General features: G+C 71.3%; 18 protein-coding genes and 1 riboswitch. Of the genes, 8 read left to right on the forward strand and 10 right to left on the reverse strand.

Going from position 1 to position 15,992, the window contains the following annotated elements; all coding sequences use genetic code 11:
- Positions 1-190 precede the first annotated feature (190 nt).
- Positions 191-466 carry a helix-turn-helix domain-containing protein gene (locus QM621_RS09295; RefSeq protein ID WP_414990096.1) on the forward strand — a complete coding sequence of 92 codons (276 nt, stop codon included), beginning with the start codon at positions 191-193 and terminating at the stop codon, positions 464-466.
- 59 nt (positions 467-525) lie between these two features.
- On the opposite strand, the gene QM621_RS09300 is transcribed toward QM621_RS09295, so the two are convergent.
- Together QM621_RS09300 and thrC are read right to left on the reverse strand one after the other, a co-directional pair.
- Positions 526-804 carry a ubiquitin-like small modifier protein 1 gene (locus tag QM621_RS09300; protein WP_414990097.1) on the reverse strand — a complete coding sequence of 93 codons (279 nt, stop codon included), beginning with the start codon at positions 802-804 and terminating at the stop codon, positions 526-528.
- Between the two features lie 38 nt (positions 805-842).
- On the reverse strand, positions 843-2,105 hold the full coding sequence (gene thrC, locus QM621_RS09305; protein ID WP_414990134.1) for a threonine synthase: 1,263 nt from the start codon (positions 2,103-2,105) through the stop codon (positions 843-845).
- Positions 2,106-2,122: 17 nt separating this feature from the next.
- Positions 2,123-2,231, reverse strand: a riboswitch (SAM riboswitch).
- 1,140 nt (positions 2,232-3,371) lie between these two features.
- On the opposite strand from thrC, the gene QM621_RS09310 reads away from it, so the two are divergent.
- The 3 genes from QM621_RS09310 (at position 3,372) to QM621_RS09320 (ending at position 6,095) form a co-directional block, all read left to right on the forward strand.
- Positions 3,372-4,766: an ATP-binding protein gene (locus QM621_RS09310; protein WP_414990098.1), complete on the forward strand. Its 1,395-nt coding sequence runs from the start codon at positions 3,372-3,374 to the stop codon at positions 4,764-4,766.
- A 4-nt stretch (positions 4,767-4,770) separates the two neighbouring features.
- Positions 4,771-5,391 (forward strand): response regulator, encoded by a 621-nt coding sequence (locus tag QM621_RS09315; RefSeq protein WP_414990099.1) that lies wholly within the window; start codon positions 4,771-4,773, stop codon positions 5,389-5,391.
- Positions 5,392-5,519: 128 nt separating this feature from the next.
- Positions 5,520-6,095 (forward strand): Uma2 family endonuclease, encoded by a 576-nt coding sequence (locus QM621_RS09320; protein ID WP_414990100.1) that lies wholly within the window; start codon positions 5,520-5,522, stop codon positions 6,093-6,095.
- A gap of 1 nt (position 6,096) precedes the next feature.
- On the opposite strand, the gene QM621_RS09325 is transcribed toward QM621_RS09320, so the two are convergent.
- From QM621_RS09325 to QM621_RS09340, 4 genes are read right to left on the reverse strand one after another with little or no spacing between them, the layout of a single operon-like run.
- Positions 6,097-6,543, reverse strand: a complete 447-nt coding sequence (locus QM621_RS09325; protein WP_414990101.1) for a hypothetical protein — start codon at positions 6,541-6,543, stop codon at positions 6,097-6,099.
- Entirely contained in the window at positions 6,544-7,350 is an 807-nt protein-coding gene (gene otsB / locus QM621_RS09330) for a trehalose-phosphatase (RefSeq protein ID WP_414990102.1), read from the reverse strand.
- On the reverse strand, positions 7,347-7,916 hold the full coding sequence (locus QM621_RS09335; protein WP_414990103.1) for a hypothetical protein: 570 nt from the start codon (positions 7,914-7,916) through the stop codon (positions 7,347-7,349). Before QM621_RS09335 ends, otsB begins: the two co-directional genes overlap by 4 nt.
- A 31-nt stretch (positions 7,917-7,947) precedes the next feature.
- Positions 7,948-8,244 (reverse strand): DUF3263 domain-containing protein, encoded by a 297-nt coding sequence (locus tag QM621_RS09340; RefSeq protein ID WP_414990104.1) that lies wholly within the window; start codon positions 8,242-8,244, stop codon positions 7,948-7,950.
- Positions 8,245-8,320: 76 nt separating this feature from the next.
- Here QM621_RS09340 and QM621_RS09345 point away from each other — a divergent pair, with 76 nt between their 5' ends.
- Positions 8,321-9,760 carry an alpha,alpha-trehalose-phosphate synthase (UDP-forming) gene (locus tag QM621_RS09345; protein WP_414990105.1) on the forward strand — a complete coding sequence of 480 codons (1,440 nt, stop codon included), beginning with the start codon at positions 8,321-8,323 and terminating at the stop codon, positions 9,758-9,760.
- Positions 9,761-9,773: 13 nt separating this feature from the next.
- On the opposite strand, the gene QM621_RS09350 is transcribed toward QM621_RS09345, so the two are convergent.
- Both QM621_RS09350 and QM621_RS09355 read right to left on the reverse strand, forming a co-directional pair.
- A complete protein-coding gene (locus tag QM621_RS09350) occupies positions 9,774-10,355 on the reverse strand; it encodes a GNAT family N-acetyltransferase (RefSeq protein ID WP_414990106.1) in 582 nt (193 codons plus the stop codon).
- Positions 10,352-11,569 carry an MFS transporter gene (locus QM621_RS09355; protein WP_414990107.1) on the reverse strand — a complete coding sequence of 406 codons (1,218 nt, stop codon included), beginning with the start codon at positions 11,567-11,569 and terminating at the stop codon, positions 10,352-10,354. Before QM621_RS09355 ends, QM621_RS09350 begins: the two co-directional genes overlap by 4 nt.
- 22 nt (positions 11,570-11,591) lie before the next feature.
- On the opposite strand from QM621_RS09355, the gene QM621_RS09360 reads away from it, so the two are divergent.
- Positions 11,592-12,287, forward strand: coding sequence for a uracil-DNA glycosylase (locus tag QM621_RS09360; protein WP_414990108.1), 696 nt, complete (start codon positions 11,592-11,594; stop codon positions 12,285-12,287).
- Positions 12,288-12,296: 9 nt separating this feature from the next.
- Positions 12,297-13,439, forward strand: a complete 1,143-nt coding sequence (locus QM621_RS09365) for an AI-2E family transporter (RefSeq protein ID WP_414990109.1) — start codon at positions 12,297-12,299, stop codon at positions 13,437-13,439.
- Here the strand turns inward: QM621_RS09365 and QM621_RS09370 are convergent.
- Together QM621_RS09370 and QM621_RS09375 are read right to left on the reverse strand one after the other, a co-directional pair.
- A complete protein-coding gene (locus QM621_RS09370) occupies positions 13,436-14,332 on the reverse strand; it encodes a dihydropteroate synthase (RefSeq protein WP_414990110.1) in 897 nt (298 codons plus the stop codon). The two genes, QM621_RS09365 and QM621_RS09370, sit on opposite strands and share 4 nt — an antisense overlap.
- On the reverse strand, positions 14,329-15,090 hold the full coding sequence (locus QM621_RS09375) for a dihydrofolate reductase family protein (protein WP_414990111.1): 762 nt from the start codon (positions 15,088-15,090) through the stop codon (positions 14,329-14,331). Before QM621_RS09375 ends, QM621_RS09370 begins: the two co-directional genes overlap by 4 nt.
- 69 nt (positions 15,091-15,159) lie before the next feature.
- Here QM621_RS09375 and QM621_RS09380 point away from each other — a divergent pair, with 69 nt between their 5' ends.
- The gene (locus QM621_RS09380; RefSeq protein WP_414990112.1) at positions 15,160-15,951 is read left to right on the forward strand and encodes an enoyl-CoA hydratase-related protein; all 792 of its coding nucleotides are present in this window, start codon (positions 15,160-15,162) and stop codon (positions 15,949-15,951) included.
- Positions 15,952-15,992: the final 41 nt, after the last annotated feature.

A 15,992-nucleotide genomic window follows, 5' to 3' on the forward strand; every position in this document is an offset into this window, starting at 1 on the left:
CGGGAAAGGGCAGGAACACAAGGAAAATCACCCTCCAAAGACCCAAACTCGACCCCACAACCCTGACCGGACAGCCCGGCCAGCCGACACCGCCCCAGACCTACGAGTTGATCAGCGGTTCCCTAGCGGGTACAAGTACCCGGTGACAAGCAACCTGGCACTCGCTACCTCGCGCCCTCAGGCTGGGGGCGTGCCCAGGGTCGCCTCGAACGCCGCCGCTCATATCGGCGCGCGCATCGCCGAACATCGCGTCCGCCAGGGGCTCACCCAGGACGAGGTCGCGGTGCGCACCTCGATCGACTCGTCGAACATCCGCGCCTACGAGCACGGGCGCGCCATGCCCAGCGTCTTCACCCTGGTGCGCATCGCCCAGGCCCTCGACGTCCCCGCCGGCGACCTCCTCGACGGGCTCACCCCAGAACAGTTCACAACCCCGGCAGCGGACCGCCGGCGTCGCCCGTCCTAGAAACGACACGGCGCCCGCCACCGGGTCGGTGACGGGCGCCGTGGGCGGGGCGGGAAGGCTCAACAGCCTCCGGCGACGGCGGGGATGATCGAGATCTGCGTGCCGTCGGGAGTCGCGGTCTCCAGGCCCTGCTCGAAGCGCACGTCCTCCTCGGCGACGTAGATGTTGACGAAGCGGCGCAGCGAGCCGTCCTCGTCGACGACACGGGCCTTGATGCCCGGGTAGGCCGACTCCAGCGAGTCGAGCACCTCGGCGACGGTGGCGCCCTCGGCGCTGACCTGGGAGGAATCGCCGGTGTAGGCGCGCAGGATGGTGGGGATGCGGACGGAGACGGACATGTCGAAGCTCCTAGGGAAGGACGAGGGGTGGGTGGCGCTCAGGCCAGGTCGGCGGCGACGAAGGCGTCGTACGTCGGGGCGATGGTGGCGGCCGGGCCGACCGACGACGACACCGCGTCGAGGGTCTTGAGGCCGTGGCCGGTGTTGATGACGACGGTCTCGGCGCTCGGGTCGAGCTGGCCGGTCCGGGCGAGCTTCTTCAAGACGGCGACGGTCGTGCCGCCGGCGGTCTCGGTGAACACGCCCTCGGTGCGGGCGAGCAGCACGATCGCCGAGCGGATCTCGTCGTCGGTGACCTTCTCCACCGCGCCGCCCGTCTGACGCGCGATGTCGAGCACGTAGATGCCGTCGGCGGGGTTGCCGATGGCCAGCGACTTGGCGATGGTGTCGGGCTTGACCGGACGGATCGCGTCGACGCCGGCCTCGTAGGCGGCGGCGACCGGCGAGCAGCCCTCGGCCTGGGCGCCGAAGACCTTGTACGGCTTGTCCTCGACGAGGCCGAGCTTGATGAGCTCCTGGAACGCCTTGTGCACCTTGGTCAGCTGCGAGCCGGAGGCGACCGGGATGACGATCTGGTCGGGCAGGCGCCAGCCGAGCTGCTCGGCGATCTCGTAGCCGAGCGTCTTGGAGCCCTCGGCGTAGAAGGGACGGACGTTGACGTTGACGAACGCCCAGCCGTCCTCCTCGCCGGCGATCTCGCTGGCGAGCTTGTTGACGTCGTCGTAGGTGCCGTCGACCGCGACCAGGTTGTCGGTGAAGACCGCCGAGTTGACCTGCTTGGGCGTCTCGAGGTTGCTCGGGATGAAGACCACGGTGCGGATGCCCGCGCGGGCACCGGCTGCGGCGACGGCGTTGGCGAGGTTGCCCGTCGAGGGGCAGGCGAAAACCTTGGAGCCGAACTCGCGGGCGGCGCTCAGCGCGCAGGCGACGACGCGGTCCTTGAAGGAGTTGGTGGGGTTGGTGCTGTCGTCCTTGACCCAGAGCTGCGTCAGGCCGAGTTCGGCGGCGAGGTTGCGGGCGTCGAGGAGCCGCGTGAAGCCGGGTTCGAGGTTCGGGCTGGACTCGATGTCCTCGGGCACCGGGAGGAGCGCCTTGTAGCGCCAGATGTTGGCCGGTCCGGCCTCGATCTGCTCACGGGTGACCGTGCCGAACTCGTAGCCGATCTCCAGCGGCCCGAAACACTCGTGACAGGCGTAGTGCGGGCCGAGTTCGCGGGTCGTGCCGCACTCGCGACAGACGAGGCCGGTGGCGGGGCCGAAAGCGCCCTCGCGGAGAGAGGTGGTCGGGGGAACAGCGGTGATGGTCACGCAAGCCTCCTGCGTCATCTTTCCCGGACTGATTTCCGAGACGGACGGAGCACCTGGTCGAGGTCCGACTGGTTGCTGGGGCTTCGCCGGGCCGTGTCCCTCCACCCCTCGTGATGAGTGGTTCAAGCCTACGAAGGCGTCTCGCCCTATGTCCAATCGGTCCGGATATTGGACGCGCGGGGTCCTGAGCAATGCCACGGAAGGCGGAATCCGGTCCCTGAGGTGCGCTCTTCGCCCTTCGAGGCCGCTCGTTCCTCGCGGCACCTCAGGACCCGGCTCGTCGCACCCTTCGAGGCTCGGCCGCAGGCGGCCTCACACCTCAGGGGCCGGGTGCCTTTTGACCCGCACGAAGCCGGGGAAGCACCATAGGACCCATGAACAGCGCGGAGACGCCTTCGGACCGGGTCGCCCGGCTGGAGCGCTGGATCCTCCGCTTCCACGGACTCATCCTCCTCGGCATGGCCGCAGTCAACCTGGTTCCGTTGTTCACGACCGCCCCGCACTCCGTCGCCGCGGTCGCCGTCATCACGCTGCCCGTCGCCGTCTGCCTCGGCGTGGCCGCCGACCTACAGGTCCACGGCGAGCGCATGGGCCACCTGTGCGTACTCGCTGCGATTCCGCCGTTCCTCGTCGTCGCGCAGGACATCCAGCCGGTGTGGAGTTACGGAGCGAGCGGGTTCTGCGTCGCGGCGACGGGCCTGAGCGCGGCACGCCTCTTGCGGCTGCCGTGGCTCGTCACGGTGATGATCGCCGTCGGCGCGGTGTGGGTCCTCGGCCGAGGTGCCCTGGGCGGGGAATGGTCCGCCGGAGCCGACGAGGCGCTCATCGCCGCGTCGATGTCGCTGGCCGCCGTGGCCTTCGCCGACGCCCTCGAACACGCGGCGATCCGCGCCGAGGCCGTGGACGCCACCCGGCGCGAGCAGCGTTTGGCGCTGCAGCGCGAGGAGAGCGAACGGCGGGCCGTCATCGAAGCCGAACGGACCCTGCACGACGACGTGCTCCACGCGCTTCGCCTCGTGGCCGCCCGCAACCGCCCTCACGACGAGGCCGTCCGCCTCGCCTGCCGCGAAGCATCCCGCGCCGTCAACGAGGCAGCCTCGCCGACCCGGCTCGCCTCCGCGGTCGTGCCCCCGCCGGGCATGAGCGACGTTCCCTCAGCCGTCGCTATGGCCATCGGCGATTCCCCCCCCCCTGTCCGTGACAACGACGATCAGCGAGAGCGCGCGGTCGATCCGGCTCACCTCCCGCGAACAGGCCGCCTTGGCCCGAGCCGTCGGCGAGGCGCTGCGCAATGTCGCGCGGCACAGCGGCACCGACGAGGCCGAACTGATCGTCGCGGCCGAACCGGACTCGCTCGTGACCACGATCACCGACCACGGCCGGGGCGTCGACCCGGCGCATCGGCCCGGATTCGGCATGACCCGCTCGCTCATCTCACCGATCACGGACCTGGGCGGTGACGTCGAATTCGCCGAGACCCCCGGAGGAGGGCTGACCCTCCGTCTCCGTCTCCCCCTGACCTCCCAGCGTTCGTCCGGCCCCCTGGAGCACAGCTACGACCTGACCCTGCGGGCCACCGGCTCGGCACCGCCGGTCGCCCTCATCGCCGCGCCGATCACCGCCACGTTCACGGCCATGGGCCTGCGGCATTCGTTCACGTGGTCGCGTCCGGCCGTCTCGCTCCTGCTGGCGGTCCTGCTCACCGGGCTCACCATCGTGCTCATCGACCGGCTCCGCCACCGGCCGCCCACCGGCCGGTGGTACGCCGCGATGACCGTAGCGATCCTGGCCTGCGAGGTCGTCGGCCTCGCCCAGATGCCCTCGGGCGGGCTGCTCGACGGACGAGGCTGGACCGTCGGCTACCTCGCGGTTCCGGTGATGATGCTCGTCCTCACCGTTCCGCCGCTGCTCGGCGTGGCCACCTCGCTCCTGTGTCCGCTGGCCGTGGTCGTCGCGTGGCGGATCGACCCGGCGTTGAGTCACGGACAGGTGCCCGTCGGAGCGATGCAGGCCGCCGTACTCCTCCCGCTCATCGGCGTCGGGCTGGGCCTCATGCTGCGCGCCATCGGTACCGATATCCGCCGCGAGGAGGCCGCCCTCGCCGCGGCCTCCTTGGAGCGTGTGGTCCGCCGCTCCGCCGCCCTGATCTCGGATCGTCACCTGGCACACACGCACCACGTGGTCATGCCGTGGCTGCTCGAGATCGCCGACGGGCGTGAGGATCTGGACGACCCGGAGGTCGCCGAGCTGGCCGCCCGCTATGCCGCCGAGGTGCGCGACGACCTCTACGCCCCTGGTTTCTTCGACGCGACGCTGCGCTCGGCCGCAGCGGCTTTTCGCGCGCGCGGCGGACGGCTCCGGCTGCGGCCCGGAGTCTCGCCGTCCGGCGGCGACCAACGGATCGGCGACCTGCTCCGCGGACTGCTCGAACGCAGCGACGGGCGGCACACCCTGACCGTCATCCCGCCGACCGGACCCGACGACTCCCTCCGGGTCTCGGTCCTGCCGCCGCTCGGGGATCTCGGCGACATCCTGGGCCGGGTGCCGGCGCGGGTGATCGACGACGAGTTCCGCACCGTCATCTCGCTGGACGGCCGCGCCCCGGTGTCTACCGATCAGCCGACTCGTCGTGCCGCGTCGCGGCTAGGAGAGTGACGGCGTGATCACCGTAGCGACCATCGATAATCATCCAGTCGTGCGTGAAGGACTCGCCGAGCACCTGCAGCGCAACGATCCGGAGATCCAGGTGGTGTCCTCTGCCACCACCGTCGAGGAGTATCTGGACGGCGAGCATCGTGCCGATGTCGTCCTCCTGGACCTCCTGCTGTCCGAAGGCGACTCCCTCGGGCACATTCCCGCGTTGCTCGACACCGGTGCGCTCGTGCTGATGTACACGACCGAAGAGCGTGCGGTGCCGCTGCGGCGCGCCGTGGCCGCCGGCGCGTCCGGGGTGCTGCTGAAGAGCGATCCGCTGAGAACGGTCGTGACCGCGATCCATCAGGCTGCGGACGGAGAGTTCTGCGTGTCCGGGCCGCTGGCCAACGCACTGCTGACCGATCCCCAGATCGTCGCGAATCTGTCCGAACGCCAGGTCCAGGTGCTCCGCGCCATCGACGAGGGACTCGACTACCGGGCAACGGCCCGCGTGCTCGGCGTCAGCGAGGGCGTCGTCAAGACGCATCTGACCCGCATCCGCGAGAAGTACCGCAGCGTCGGCATCAAGGTCGGCAACTCCCATCACCTGACCCGGCTCGCCACCGACGACGGCTACCTGAACTGAGGATCCGCTGATGGGTGCCGCTGGCTGAGGTGCGCCCTTCGAGGCTCGGCTGTGGATATCCCGCTCGACAGAAAGCCCTCCTGAACTGACAGTGGCCCGTATGACTCGAAGGAGGCACCATAGTGACTATGACCATCGCGCCCATCTCCGAGGCCCCGCGCGGCGACCTGATCGTCTACGGGGGACCGTTCACGGTCGACGACCTCGACACGCTGCCCGACGACGGGTACCGGCATGAGCTGCTCGACGGGGTGCTGGTCATGAGCCCCGCGCCGAACACGCGGCACCAGGACATCGCGCTCAGCCTCGGCATCCTCTTGCGAGCACACGCCCCGGCAGACCACAAAGTGATGATCGCGCCGTTCGACGTGCGTCTCGGCCCTCGCATATCGCTCGAGCCCGACCTCATCGTCGCTCGACGCGCTGACATCACAGCCGCTCGACTGCCGACCGCACCATTGCTCGCCGTGGAGATCGCGTCACCGTCGACGCGTCTGATCGACCTCGGCCGAAAGCGTGAGCTCCTCGCCCAGGCGGGCTGCCCGTCCTACTGGACCATCGAGCCCGACGGCCCGGAGTTGACCGTCTGGGCCCTGGCCGGCGGCGTCTACGTCGAGGAGGCGAGAGTCGCCGCCGACGCGTCCTGGACCGCGACGCTCCCCTTCCCCGTCACCGTCACCCCCGCCGAACTGCTCGACGACTGACTCAGCCCTCGCGGCCGGCGTTCTCAGCCCAGCGGGTCCTCGGCTCGGGGTAGCCGCCCTCGGCGAGGCCGGCGAGGCGTTCGAAGGGGTTGTAGGAGGAGTGGTCGCCGGCCACGACGTAGGAGTACCCGGCGCACAGCACGTACAACAGCAGCATGACCGGGCCGACGCACCAGGCGTACTGCGTGACGTGCCGGTCCTCGTGGCGCAGCAGCCGCTCCCGGCCGATCAACCGCTCCGTCTCACGGGTGCTGACGATGACGCTGCCGACCGTGAAGGCGCTCGCCACCGGGAACCTCCAGCGGTAGCCGCCTGCGACATAAGTGCCCCGGCCGCGCTTGACGATGGTCGCGCCGCCCGCCCACGCGACGAGCAGGCCGAGCGGCGTCGACAGGTTCACCCAGTTGACGACCGTGCGGACACGGGTCCAAGGGGTGTGCGACAGCATTCAACGTCCTTCGACGAGGTCGGCGAGTTCGGTCAGCCAGTCGGCCACCCCGTCGGGGCCGTCGAGCACGAGGTCGGCGCGGGACACGAGCGCGTCCTGCTCTGCCGAGGCCGAGCAGACCTTGACCGCCCCCAGCCCCCGGCTGGCCAGGTCGTCGAGGGCGTCGAAGGCCGGAAGGTCGCCGAGGTCGTCGCCGGCGAAGACCACCGTATGCACGGCCGCCGCCGCGACCACCTCGCGCAGCGCGTCGCCCTTGGTCACCGAGGCGGCCCGCAACTCCACGACCTGACGCCCCGGCTCGACCGTCAGATCGAACTCCGCCGCCAGCGCGGCCAACGGCGCGTCGATCAACTCCGACGCCACCGGATCGAGACCACGGGTGTGCACCGCGACGGCGAGGCCTTTGTCCTCCACGCGCGCGCCCGGAGCCCCCCACGCGTCGAGCAGGCCGGGCAACTCGGCCACCAGCCGTTCGACCACCTCGTGCCGCTCGCCGCCGCTGTGGGCGCCGGTCGCGGCCGACCACCGCTCGGCCCCGTACTGTCCCCGCACCTCCAGCCCCGACAGGCCGGGTCGCTCGGCGAAACGGCCCAGAGCGAGCACCTGCGCCACCGGGCGACCGGTGATGATCGCGACACCGCCCAGACGCGGCGCAAGCCGGTCGAGCGCGGCGAGCGAGCGCGGATGCACCGCAGCCGCGGCCGGATCGTCGACGATCGGCGCGAGCGTGCCGTCGAAGTCGAGGGCGAGCAGGACGCCCGCAGGGTCGGAGACGAGAAGGTCGCGCAGCGCGGCGTCCGCCGTCACGACGGCTTCAGCACGGCCGGACGGTTCACCAAGACCACCGAGACGCGGTCGGACCGCATCGACGGCAGGCTCGGCTGCACGGTGGACAGGCCGAGGTCGGCGGCAGCCTCACGCGCCGCCTCCTCCATGCCCGGCGGGTAGAACACGCCGTTGCCGGTGACCGAGGCGCAGGCGTTGCTGCAGTTGCCCGACTTCAGGTCGCCCCATCCACGGTGCGCCAGATGCACATAGCCGTCGGCCGCGAGCTGGTCGTCGGTCGTGGACTTGCTCAGCACCGAGACGCCGTAGCTGCGCGGCGACGGAGGCGGCTCGACCGGGATCGAGTCGGGCGCCGGGACGACCTCCTCGGTGGGGGTCGGCGTGGGCGTCGGGGTCGCGGTGTCGTCGCCCTCTCCTTCGTCACCGCCCTCGCCCTCGGTCGCCGTGGCGGTCGGCGTCGGTTTGGCCGTGACGTCGTCGGAGTCCGAGCCTCCCGTCAGCGCCAGCGCTCCCAAACCGACGACGCCGAGCGCCACGGCCGCCACGGCTCCGGCGATCAGCCAGATCGGCGGGACGAAGGCTTTCATGGTGATCGTTCTGCGGTGATCCATGCCGTCCTCACACAGGGGTGCTCAGCCGACGCGCCGAACGGGCGCGGGCGCGGTCAGTGCGGAGCCGGCGCAGGCGCTTGACCAGCAGCGGGTCGACCGCGAGGGCTTCCTCACGGTCGATCAGCGCGTTGAGCATCTGGTAGTAGCGGGTCGCCGACATGTCGAACTTCTCCCGAATGGCTTGTTCCTTCGCCCCAGCGTACTTCCACCAGGTGCGCTCGAAGTCGAGGATCTGGCGTTCTCGCTCCGGCAGGGCGCCAACGGCGGCGTCGGGCGTCTCTCGGGGCTCGGGCACGGCGCTCATGCGCCCCACCCTATCCCTCGAATCACACGACGGTCATTCAACACCGCGGTAACACGGCTCCACTAGGCTGCCGGCCATGGCCTCCTCCGGCACGAAGACGTCTGGTGGCGCCGAGTTCGTCGTCATCGCCAACCGCCTGCCCGTCGACCGGGTGGTGGCGCCCGACGGGACCACCACCTGGCGCACCTCCCCCGGCGGCCTGGTCACCGCGCTGGAGCCGGTGATGCGCCGCAAGGGAGGTGCGTGGATCGGCTGGCACGGCGCCCCCGACGAGAAGCTGCGCCCGTTCACCCACGACGGCGTGAAGCTCGTGCCGGTGCCGCTGAGCGAGACCGAGGTCGTCGAGTACTACGAGGGCTTCTCCAACGGCACGCTGTGGCCGCTCTACCACGACGTCATCGCACCGCCGGCCTTCCACCGCGAGTGGTGGGACGCCTATGTGACGGTCAACCGGCGCTTCGCCGAACGGGCCGCGAAAGTCGCCGCCGAGGACGCGGTCGTGTGGGTGCAGGACTACCAGCTGCAACTGGTGCCCCGCATGCTGCGCGAGCTGCGGCCCGACGTGCGCATCGGCTTCTTCCTGCACATCCCCTTCCCGCCGACCGAGCTGTTCCAGCAGTTGCCGTGGCGCAGGGAGAACCTGGAGGGTCTGCTGGGCGCCGACCTCGTCGGCTTCCAGCTGCCCGGCGCGGCGCAGAACTTCATCCGCCTCGTGCGCAAGCACACCGGCCACAAGACCCACCGCGACCAGGTGTTCCTGCCCGACGGGCGGGTCGTGCGGGCGAAGGCCTTCCCCATCTCCATCGACGCGAAGGGCTTCGAGGAGCTGGCCCGCACGCCGTCGGTCGTGGCCCGGGCGGCCGAGATCCGCGAGAGCCTCGGCAATCCGAAGAAGCTGGTGCTCGGCATCGACCGGCTCGACTACACCAAGGGGCTGCGGCAGCGCATCCGCGCCTTCGGCGAGCTGATGAGCTCCGGCGCGCTGCACCTCGACGACGCGGTGTTCCTGCAGGTCGCCACACCGTCGCGCGAGCGGGTCGCTTCGTACAAGACACTGCGCGACGACATCGACCGGCTGGTCGGACGCATCAACGGCGACATCGGCCGGATCGGTCCGCAGCCCATCACCTATCTGCACGCGTCGTATCCGCGCGAGGAGATGGCGGCGTTCTACCTGGCCGCCGACGTCATGGTCGTGACGCCGCTGCGCGACGGCATGAACCTCGTCGCCAAGGAGTACATCGCCTGTCGCTACGACGACACCGGCACGCTCGTGCTGAGCGAGTTCGCGGGCGCGGCCGGCGAGTTGAAGCAGTCGTATCTGGTCAACCCCTACGACATCAACGGCATGAAGCAGGCCATGCTCGACGCCATCCGCGCCTCGCCGAAGGAACAGGCCCGCCGCATGAAGGCGCTGCGCAAGCAGGTCATGGAGAACGACATCGACCAGTGGGCCAACGACTTCCTCGGCGAGCTGGAGCCCGAGACCCACACGATGCGCGTGCGTCCGGTGTGAGGCGTCTCTGGCGCTAGCCGTCGGCGAGGCGGGCGACGAGAGCTTCCTGCGCCTCGGGCCAGTCGTCGTCGGTCATCGAGAAGACGACGGTGTCGCGCCAGGAGCCGTCGCGGCGCTGTTTGTGTTTGCGCAGGACCCCCTCGCGGGTGGCGCCGAGGCGCAGCACCGCCGCCTGGGAGCGCGCGTTGCGGAGGTCGACGTGCCAGACGACCCGCACACAGTCCAACGCCTCGAAGGCGTGGGCGAGCAGCAACAGTTTCGCCTCGGTGTTGGCGCGGGTGCGCCAGAAGCGGCGGCCCAGCCAGGTGTGGCCGATGGCGACCGTGCGCAGGCTCTCGTCGAGGTCGTAATAGGTGGTCATGCCCGCGACCTCGCCGTCGACCACCTGGACCCACGGCGACAGGCCGGGCCGCATCGCCAGGTAGCCGTCGATCATCTCCCGGGCTCCGTCGACCCCGACCGGACGCGGGATGCGCAAGTGCTCGAAGACCGCGTCGTCGTCGGCCGCCGCCGTGATCCCCGCCGCGTGGTCGCGGGTCATCGGCTCCAGACGGACGCGCTCGCCCGCCAACGGGACCGCCTCACCCCAACTCATCTCCCGCCTCTTCCCCTCGCGAGACACAGGGAAACCGCCAACGCCAGGACGGTGGCGGCCACCGTGACGGCGAAGGCGGCCGTGTGACCGCCGTCGGGGACGAGGCCGGGCACGCCGTCGGCGAGGCGTCCGGCGACCGAGGAACCGATGGCGTAGCCGCAGCCGGTCGCGCCGGCCAGCAGCGTCATCGCCGTGCCCACCCGGTCGGCGGCGACGATCTGACCGGCCATCGCGAAGCTGCTGATCATGTACGGCGCGACCGCGAAACCGAGCAGCACGATCACCGCGATCAACTGGCCGACCGTCTGCACCCACAGCAAGGGAGTCGATAAGACGACAAGTCCACATGCGGCGACCAGCGCGCGACGGCGATAGCCGATCCGCTCGGGCAGCGCCGCGACCGCCAGGCCCGCGATCACGCTGCCGACGCCGAGCGTGGCGTGGATCAGCCCGGCGAGCCCCGCCTGGCCCGCCTCCGTGGCCAGCACCGTCGCGCCGGTCTGGGTCGCGCCGAACAGCATGCCGATGAGCAGCTGGGCTCCCACGAGCAGTGCGAGCGTCACGGTCAGCACCCGCCCCGTCGACGTCGCCGCGTCCGACTCCGGACGCGTGAGCTCTGCGGTCGGATGCACGGCGAAGGCCGACCCGAACACCCCCAGCACGACGCCGGCCACGATCAAGGCGCCCTGCGGCGCGACCGGCACCGCCAACGCGCCCACGGTCGCCGGACCCAGCACGAACGACAATTCGTCGGCGGCCCCCTCATAGGAGAAGGCGGTGTCGAGCAGCCGTCGCCGCTGCGGCTCCCCCGCCAGCACCGGCCCCCACCGCACCCGCGCCATCGGGCCGATCTGCGGGATCGCCAGGCCCGCCAGGCCCGCCGTCGCGACCACCGCCCACGCCGAGGCTCCCGCGTCGGCGACGACCACCAGGCCCACCAGGCCCACCGCGCCGGCGAGTGACTGGACGAGGACCACCGGACGCTGCCCGATCCGGTCGGCCAGCGAGCCGAACCACGGCGCGCCGACCGCGTTGAGCACCGCGAGCGCCCCGGCCGCACCGCCGCCGACCGCATAGCTGCCCGAGGTGTGGCTGACCAACAGCAGCGTCCCCATCTGGCTCATCGCCAACGGCACCCGCCCGAGAAAGGCCACGCCCACATAGGCCGGACCCACGACCTCCGCCAACCGCCGATAGGACTGCACCGCGCTCACCCGGCGAGACTACGCTGCGAGGGTGCCTCGACCCCTCGCCGAGATCATCGCCCCCGACTGGGCCGACGCCCTCGCGCCCGTCGCCCCCGACATCGCAGCGCTCGGCGACTTCCTGCGCGCCGAGATCGCCCAGGGCCGCCGCTATCTGCCCGACGGCGAGCACGTGCTGCGCGCCTTCACCCGTCCGCTCGCCGACGTGCGCGTGCTCATCACCGGCCAGGACCCCTACCCGACGCCCGGCCATCCCGTCGGCCTGAGCTTCTCCGTCGCGCCCGACGTCCGTCCGGTCCCGCGCAGCCTGCAGAACATCTACGCCGAACTCCAGAGCGACCTCGGCATCGAGCCGGCCGCGCACGGCGACCTGTCCGCGTGGGCCGACCAGGGCGTGCTGCTGCTCAACCGCGTGCTCACCGTGCGTCCGGGAAATCCGGGCAGCCATCGCGGCAAGGGCTGGGAGAAGGTCACCGAGCAGGCGATCCGGGCGCTCGTCGCCCGCGGCGGACCGCTCGTCGCGATCCTCTGGGGGCGCGACGCGCAGAACCTCGGCCCGCTGCTCGGCGACGTCCCGCGGATCGCCTCGCCGCACCCGAGCCCGCTGTCGGCCTCACGCGGTTTCTTCGGCTCCCGCCCGTTCAGCCGCGCCAACGAACTGCTCGTCGCGCAGGGCGCCGCGCCGGTCGACTGGCGGCTCGGTCCGGCCGTCTCACCCGCGGACTAGTCTGACGCCATGAGCGCTCAGCCCCTCGACCGCGCGGCCGTCATCGACCGCGGCTTCGCCACGATGCAGCGGTGGGCGCTGCGCATCGTCCTCATCGCGGCAGCCGCCTTCGTGCTCGGCTGGGTCGTCGGACGCACCTGGATGGTGTGGTTCCCGGTCGCCATCGCGCTCGTCGTGGCCACGGTGCTCGGCCCGCCGGTCGCCTGGCTGCGCGGACGTGGCCTGCCCGACGCGTTGGCTGCGGCGATCGTGATGCTCAGCTTCGTCGGCGCCATCGTCGGCATCGTCGCGATCCTCGCGCCACAGGTCGTCGGCCAGGCTCCGACCATCGCGGAGAAGGCCAGCAACGGCCTGCTCGAAGTGCGCGACTGGCTGACCGACGGTCCGCTCAAGGTCAGCGACGGACAGATGACCACGGCGATCACCGCCGTCCAGGAGAAGCTGCGGGAGAGCGCCGCGACGATCAGCGCCGGCGTGTTCACCACCATCGGCGCGGCCACCTCCATCGTGGTCAACTTCGTGGTCATCTTGATCCTCACCTTCCTGTTCGTCAAGGACGGCCACCGCTTCCTGCCATGGGTCGCGACCATCGGCGGGCGCCCGGCGGCGCAGCACACCGTGGAGGTGCTCGGCCGGGCGTGGGACACCCTCGGCGGCTTCATCCGCACCCAGACCCTGGTCGCGCTCATCGACGCGGTCATCATCGGCGCGGGCATGTTCTTCGTCGGCGTGCCGCTGTGGCTGCCGCTCGCCGTCGTCACCTTCCTCGGCGGCTTCATCCCGATCGTCGGCGCCTTCGTCTCCGGCGCGCTGGCCGTTTTGGTGACCCTGGTGACCAACTCGCCCCGCGACGCGCTGATCGTCCTGCTCATCGTGGTCGCCGTGCAACAACTCGAGGGCAACTTCCTGTCGCCGTGGCTGCAAGGCAAGAGCATGAACCTGCACGCCGCCGTGGTGCTGCTGTCGGTCACCGCGGGCGGCTCGCTGTTCGGCATCACCGGCGCCTTCCTCGCGGTGCCGGTGGCCGCGACGGTCGCCGAGGTGCTGCGCTACATCAACGAGCAGATCAAAGACGAGGTCGGCGAGGAGGAGCCGCCGGCGCTCGAACCCGAGCCCGCCGGAGAAGCCTCCGGGGAGACGTCGACCGCCTAGACCTCGGCGCTCGTCATCGCGAGCGCGTCGAGCACGGCGCGCACCAGCGGCACCTCGTGGGTGCGGTAGACGCCGGTGCCGCCGAGGTGGGCGAGGACGGTGAAGTAGCCCTCGCCGCTGCGGAACTGGTCGCCGAACACCTCGAACGCGTGCGGCAGCGCGTGGCAGACCGGCACTCCGAGGCGTCGCAGCCGGAACGAGTGGAGCAACGTCGTCGCCTGGTAACGCGCCCGTGAGGTCATGTCGTCCATGCGGAAGCTGAAGCCGACGCCGGGGTCGATCACCAGATCGGTCACGCCCAGCTCCCTGGCCCGTTCGATCCGCGCGCCGAAGCCGTCGAGCATGCGCGGCACGGGGTCGGCGTCGACGTCGCGGCCGTCGAGCGCCCGGGCGTGACGGCCGAGCACGTGGCAGAGCACGACCGTCGCGCCGTGCTCGGCGGCGAGGGCGAACATCTCGTCGTCGTCCTGCGATCCGGTGAGGTTGAGCACCGAGACGCCTGCGGCGAGGCCGACGCGCACCACCCGCGCGTCGTAGCTCTCCAGCGACAGCGCGACCCCCTCGTCGGCCAGCGGCTCGATCACCGGCATCAGGGCGCGGATCTGCTCGTCGGCGGACACCTCGGCAGCCGCGGCCCGGCTCGACTCCGCGCCGAGGTCGACCACGTCGGCGCCTTGGGCGACCTGTGTGCGGGCCATGCGCAGCGCCGCCCGGGCGCTCACCGCGACGCTCTCGCGGTACGCCGAGTCGCGCGACAGGTTGACCACGCTCATCAGGACCGGCTCGCGGTCGGTGTCGATCACCCGGTCGCCGATCCGCAGCGGCGCGACCTCGTGCGCGAGGTCGCCGGCGTGCTCGGCGGCCAGCCGGGCCAGGTCCGTCAGACGGATCATGCCTCGCCCATCAGGTAGCGGGCCATGACGAAGCCGTCGCCGGTCAGCAGATGGGCGAGCCGTCCGCGCGCGGCCTCCGGCAGGACGGCGGTGGTCGGCGTGGCGCCGGTGCCGGCGAACAGCGGCGCGATCGTGATGTCGGCCTCGTCGACCAGACCCTCGGCGACGAGTTCGCGCAACAGCGTCGGCCCGCCCTCGCAGACGATCCGGCGCAGCCCTCGCCCGACCAACGCCTCGACGATCGCGCGCGGCGTGGCCTGCGGCAGCTCGACCACTTCGGCGTGCTCCCGCGCGCGTTCCAGCCACTGCTCGTCGCCGCCCTCGTCGGTGACGACCAACGGGCGGTGGGTCGACTCCGACCAGACCGGGAGGTCCCAGGGGAGGTCGAGGGAACTGCTGACGACCGCGATCACCGGAGCTGGCGACTGTCCGGCGGCGGCGCGACGTTCGGCGTCCTCGGGCTTGGCGCGCATCGGCGAGTACTGCTCGGCGCGCATCGTGCCGCTGCCGATCAGCACGGCGTCGGCGTAACGGCGGACCGCGTCGAAGACCGCCTTGTCGGCGACCGACGACACCGAGCCGCTGAGTCCGTCGGCTCCGGCGGCGGCGCCGTCGAGCGTCGTGACCATCATGGCACGCACCCACGGGCGGTCGTCCGGCCACGGATAGGCACCGACGACCTCGTCGGCCGTCAACTCCTGTCCCGGTTGGCCCGGCCCGTGGACGAGCCGCAGCGTCGAGTCCCCCGATGTGCTCACGCTCACTCCCTCACCCTAGAGGGACGCGGCGACACGTCGGCGACCCGCTCGCTTCGTACAGTCGCCGATATGAGCGACCTCACTCCCGGAACCCGGTCAGGTGAGGACGTCGGCTGGCGGAACGTCGGCGGCGTCCTGACGTTGTGGCTGCGGCGCCCCGACAGCCTCAACTCGATCAACGCCGATCTGCTGGACGACCTCGCCGACCTGGTGGAGGGGGCCGCCGCCACCGACGCGCGGGTGATCGCGCTGCGCGCCGAGGGGCGCGGCTTCTGCTCCGGCGCCGATCTGGAGTCCGTCGAGGACGACGACGACCACGCGACGCTGCACGCCGGCGAGCGGCTGGTCCGCGCCATGGTCGCCACGCCGCTGCCGGTCGTGACGGCGGTCCAGGGTCCGTGCGCCGGAATGGGCGTGCCGATCGCGCTGGCCGCCGACCTCACGCTCGCCAGCGACGCCGCCTTCTTCATGCTCGCCTTCACCAAGATCGGCCTGATGCCCGACGGCGGCGCGACTGCGCTGGTCGCCGCGTCGGTCGGCCGTGCGACGGCGATGCGCATGGCGCTGCTGGCCGAGCGGCTCTCGGCCGACGAGGCGCACACGCAGGGGCTGATCGCCACCGTCACCCGTTCGGACGCCTTCGAGGACCACGTCACCACGACGGTCGACCGGCTCGCCCACGGCCCGAGCGCCGCCTTCGCCCACACCAAAGCCGCCGTCAACGCCGTCACCCTCGGCGCCTTCGACCGCGGCTTCGTTCTGGAGCGCAAGGGCCAGCTCGGTCTGCTCGCCGCCGACGACTTCGCCGAGGGCGTCACGGCCTTCCGGGAGAAGCGCCGACCCGTCTTCGGCGACCGGTGAGCCGCCGGGCCGTCCGACCGCCTGTCCGTATATCGGACGGA

This window comes from Aeromicrobium sp. (genome assembly GCF_047606445.1).
In the GTDB taxonomy this organism is placed as follows: Bacteria; Actinomycetota; Actinomycetes; order Propionibacteriales; family Nocardioidaceae; genus Aeromicrobium.

Coding starts and splice junctions, on each gene's coding strand:
- QM621_RS09300 (WP_414990097.1), bottom strand. CDS start 804: ATGTCCGTCTCCGTCCGCATCCCCACCATCCTGCGCGCCTACACCGGC.
- QM621_RS09320 (WP_414990100.1), top strand. CDS start 5,520: ATGACCATCGCGCCCATCTCCGAGGCCCCGCGCGGCGACCTGATCGTC.
- QM621_RS09325 (WP_414990101.1), bottom strand. CDS start 6,543: ATGCTGTCGCACACCCCTTGGACCCGTGTCCGCACGGTCGTCAACTGG.
- QM621_RS09335 (WP_414990103.1), bottom strand. CDS start 7,916: ATGAAAGCCTTCGTCCCGCCGATCTGGCTGATCGCCGGAGCCGTGGCG.
- QM621_RS09340 (WP_414990104.1), bottom strand. CDS start 8,244: ATGAGCGCCGTGCCCGAGCCCCGAGAGACGCCCGACGCCGCCGTTGGC.
- QM621_RS09345 (WP_414990105.1), top strand. CDS start 8,321: ATGGCCTCCTCCGGCACGAAGACGTCTGGTGGCGCCGAGTTCGTCGTC.
- QM621_RS09350 (WP_414990106.1), bottom strand. CDS start 10,355: ATGAGTTGGGGTGAGGCGGTCCCGTTGGCGGGCGAGCGCGTCCGTCTG.
- QM621_RS09365 (WP_414990109.1), top strand. CDS start 12,297: ATGAGCGCTCAGCCCCTCGACCGCGCGGCCGTCATCGACCGCGGCTTC.
- QM621_RS09370 (WP_414990110.1), bottom strand. CDS start 14,332: ATGATCCGTCTGACGGACCTGGCCCGGCTGGCCGCCGAGCACGCCGGC.
- QM621_RS09380 (WP_414990112.1), top strand. CDS start 15,160: ATGAGCGACCTCACTCCCGGAACCCGGTCAGGTGAGGACGTCGGCTGG.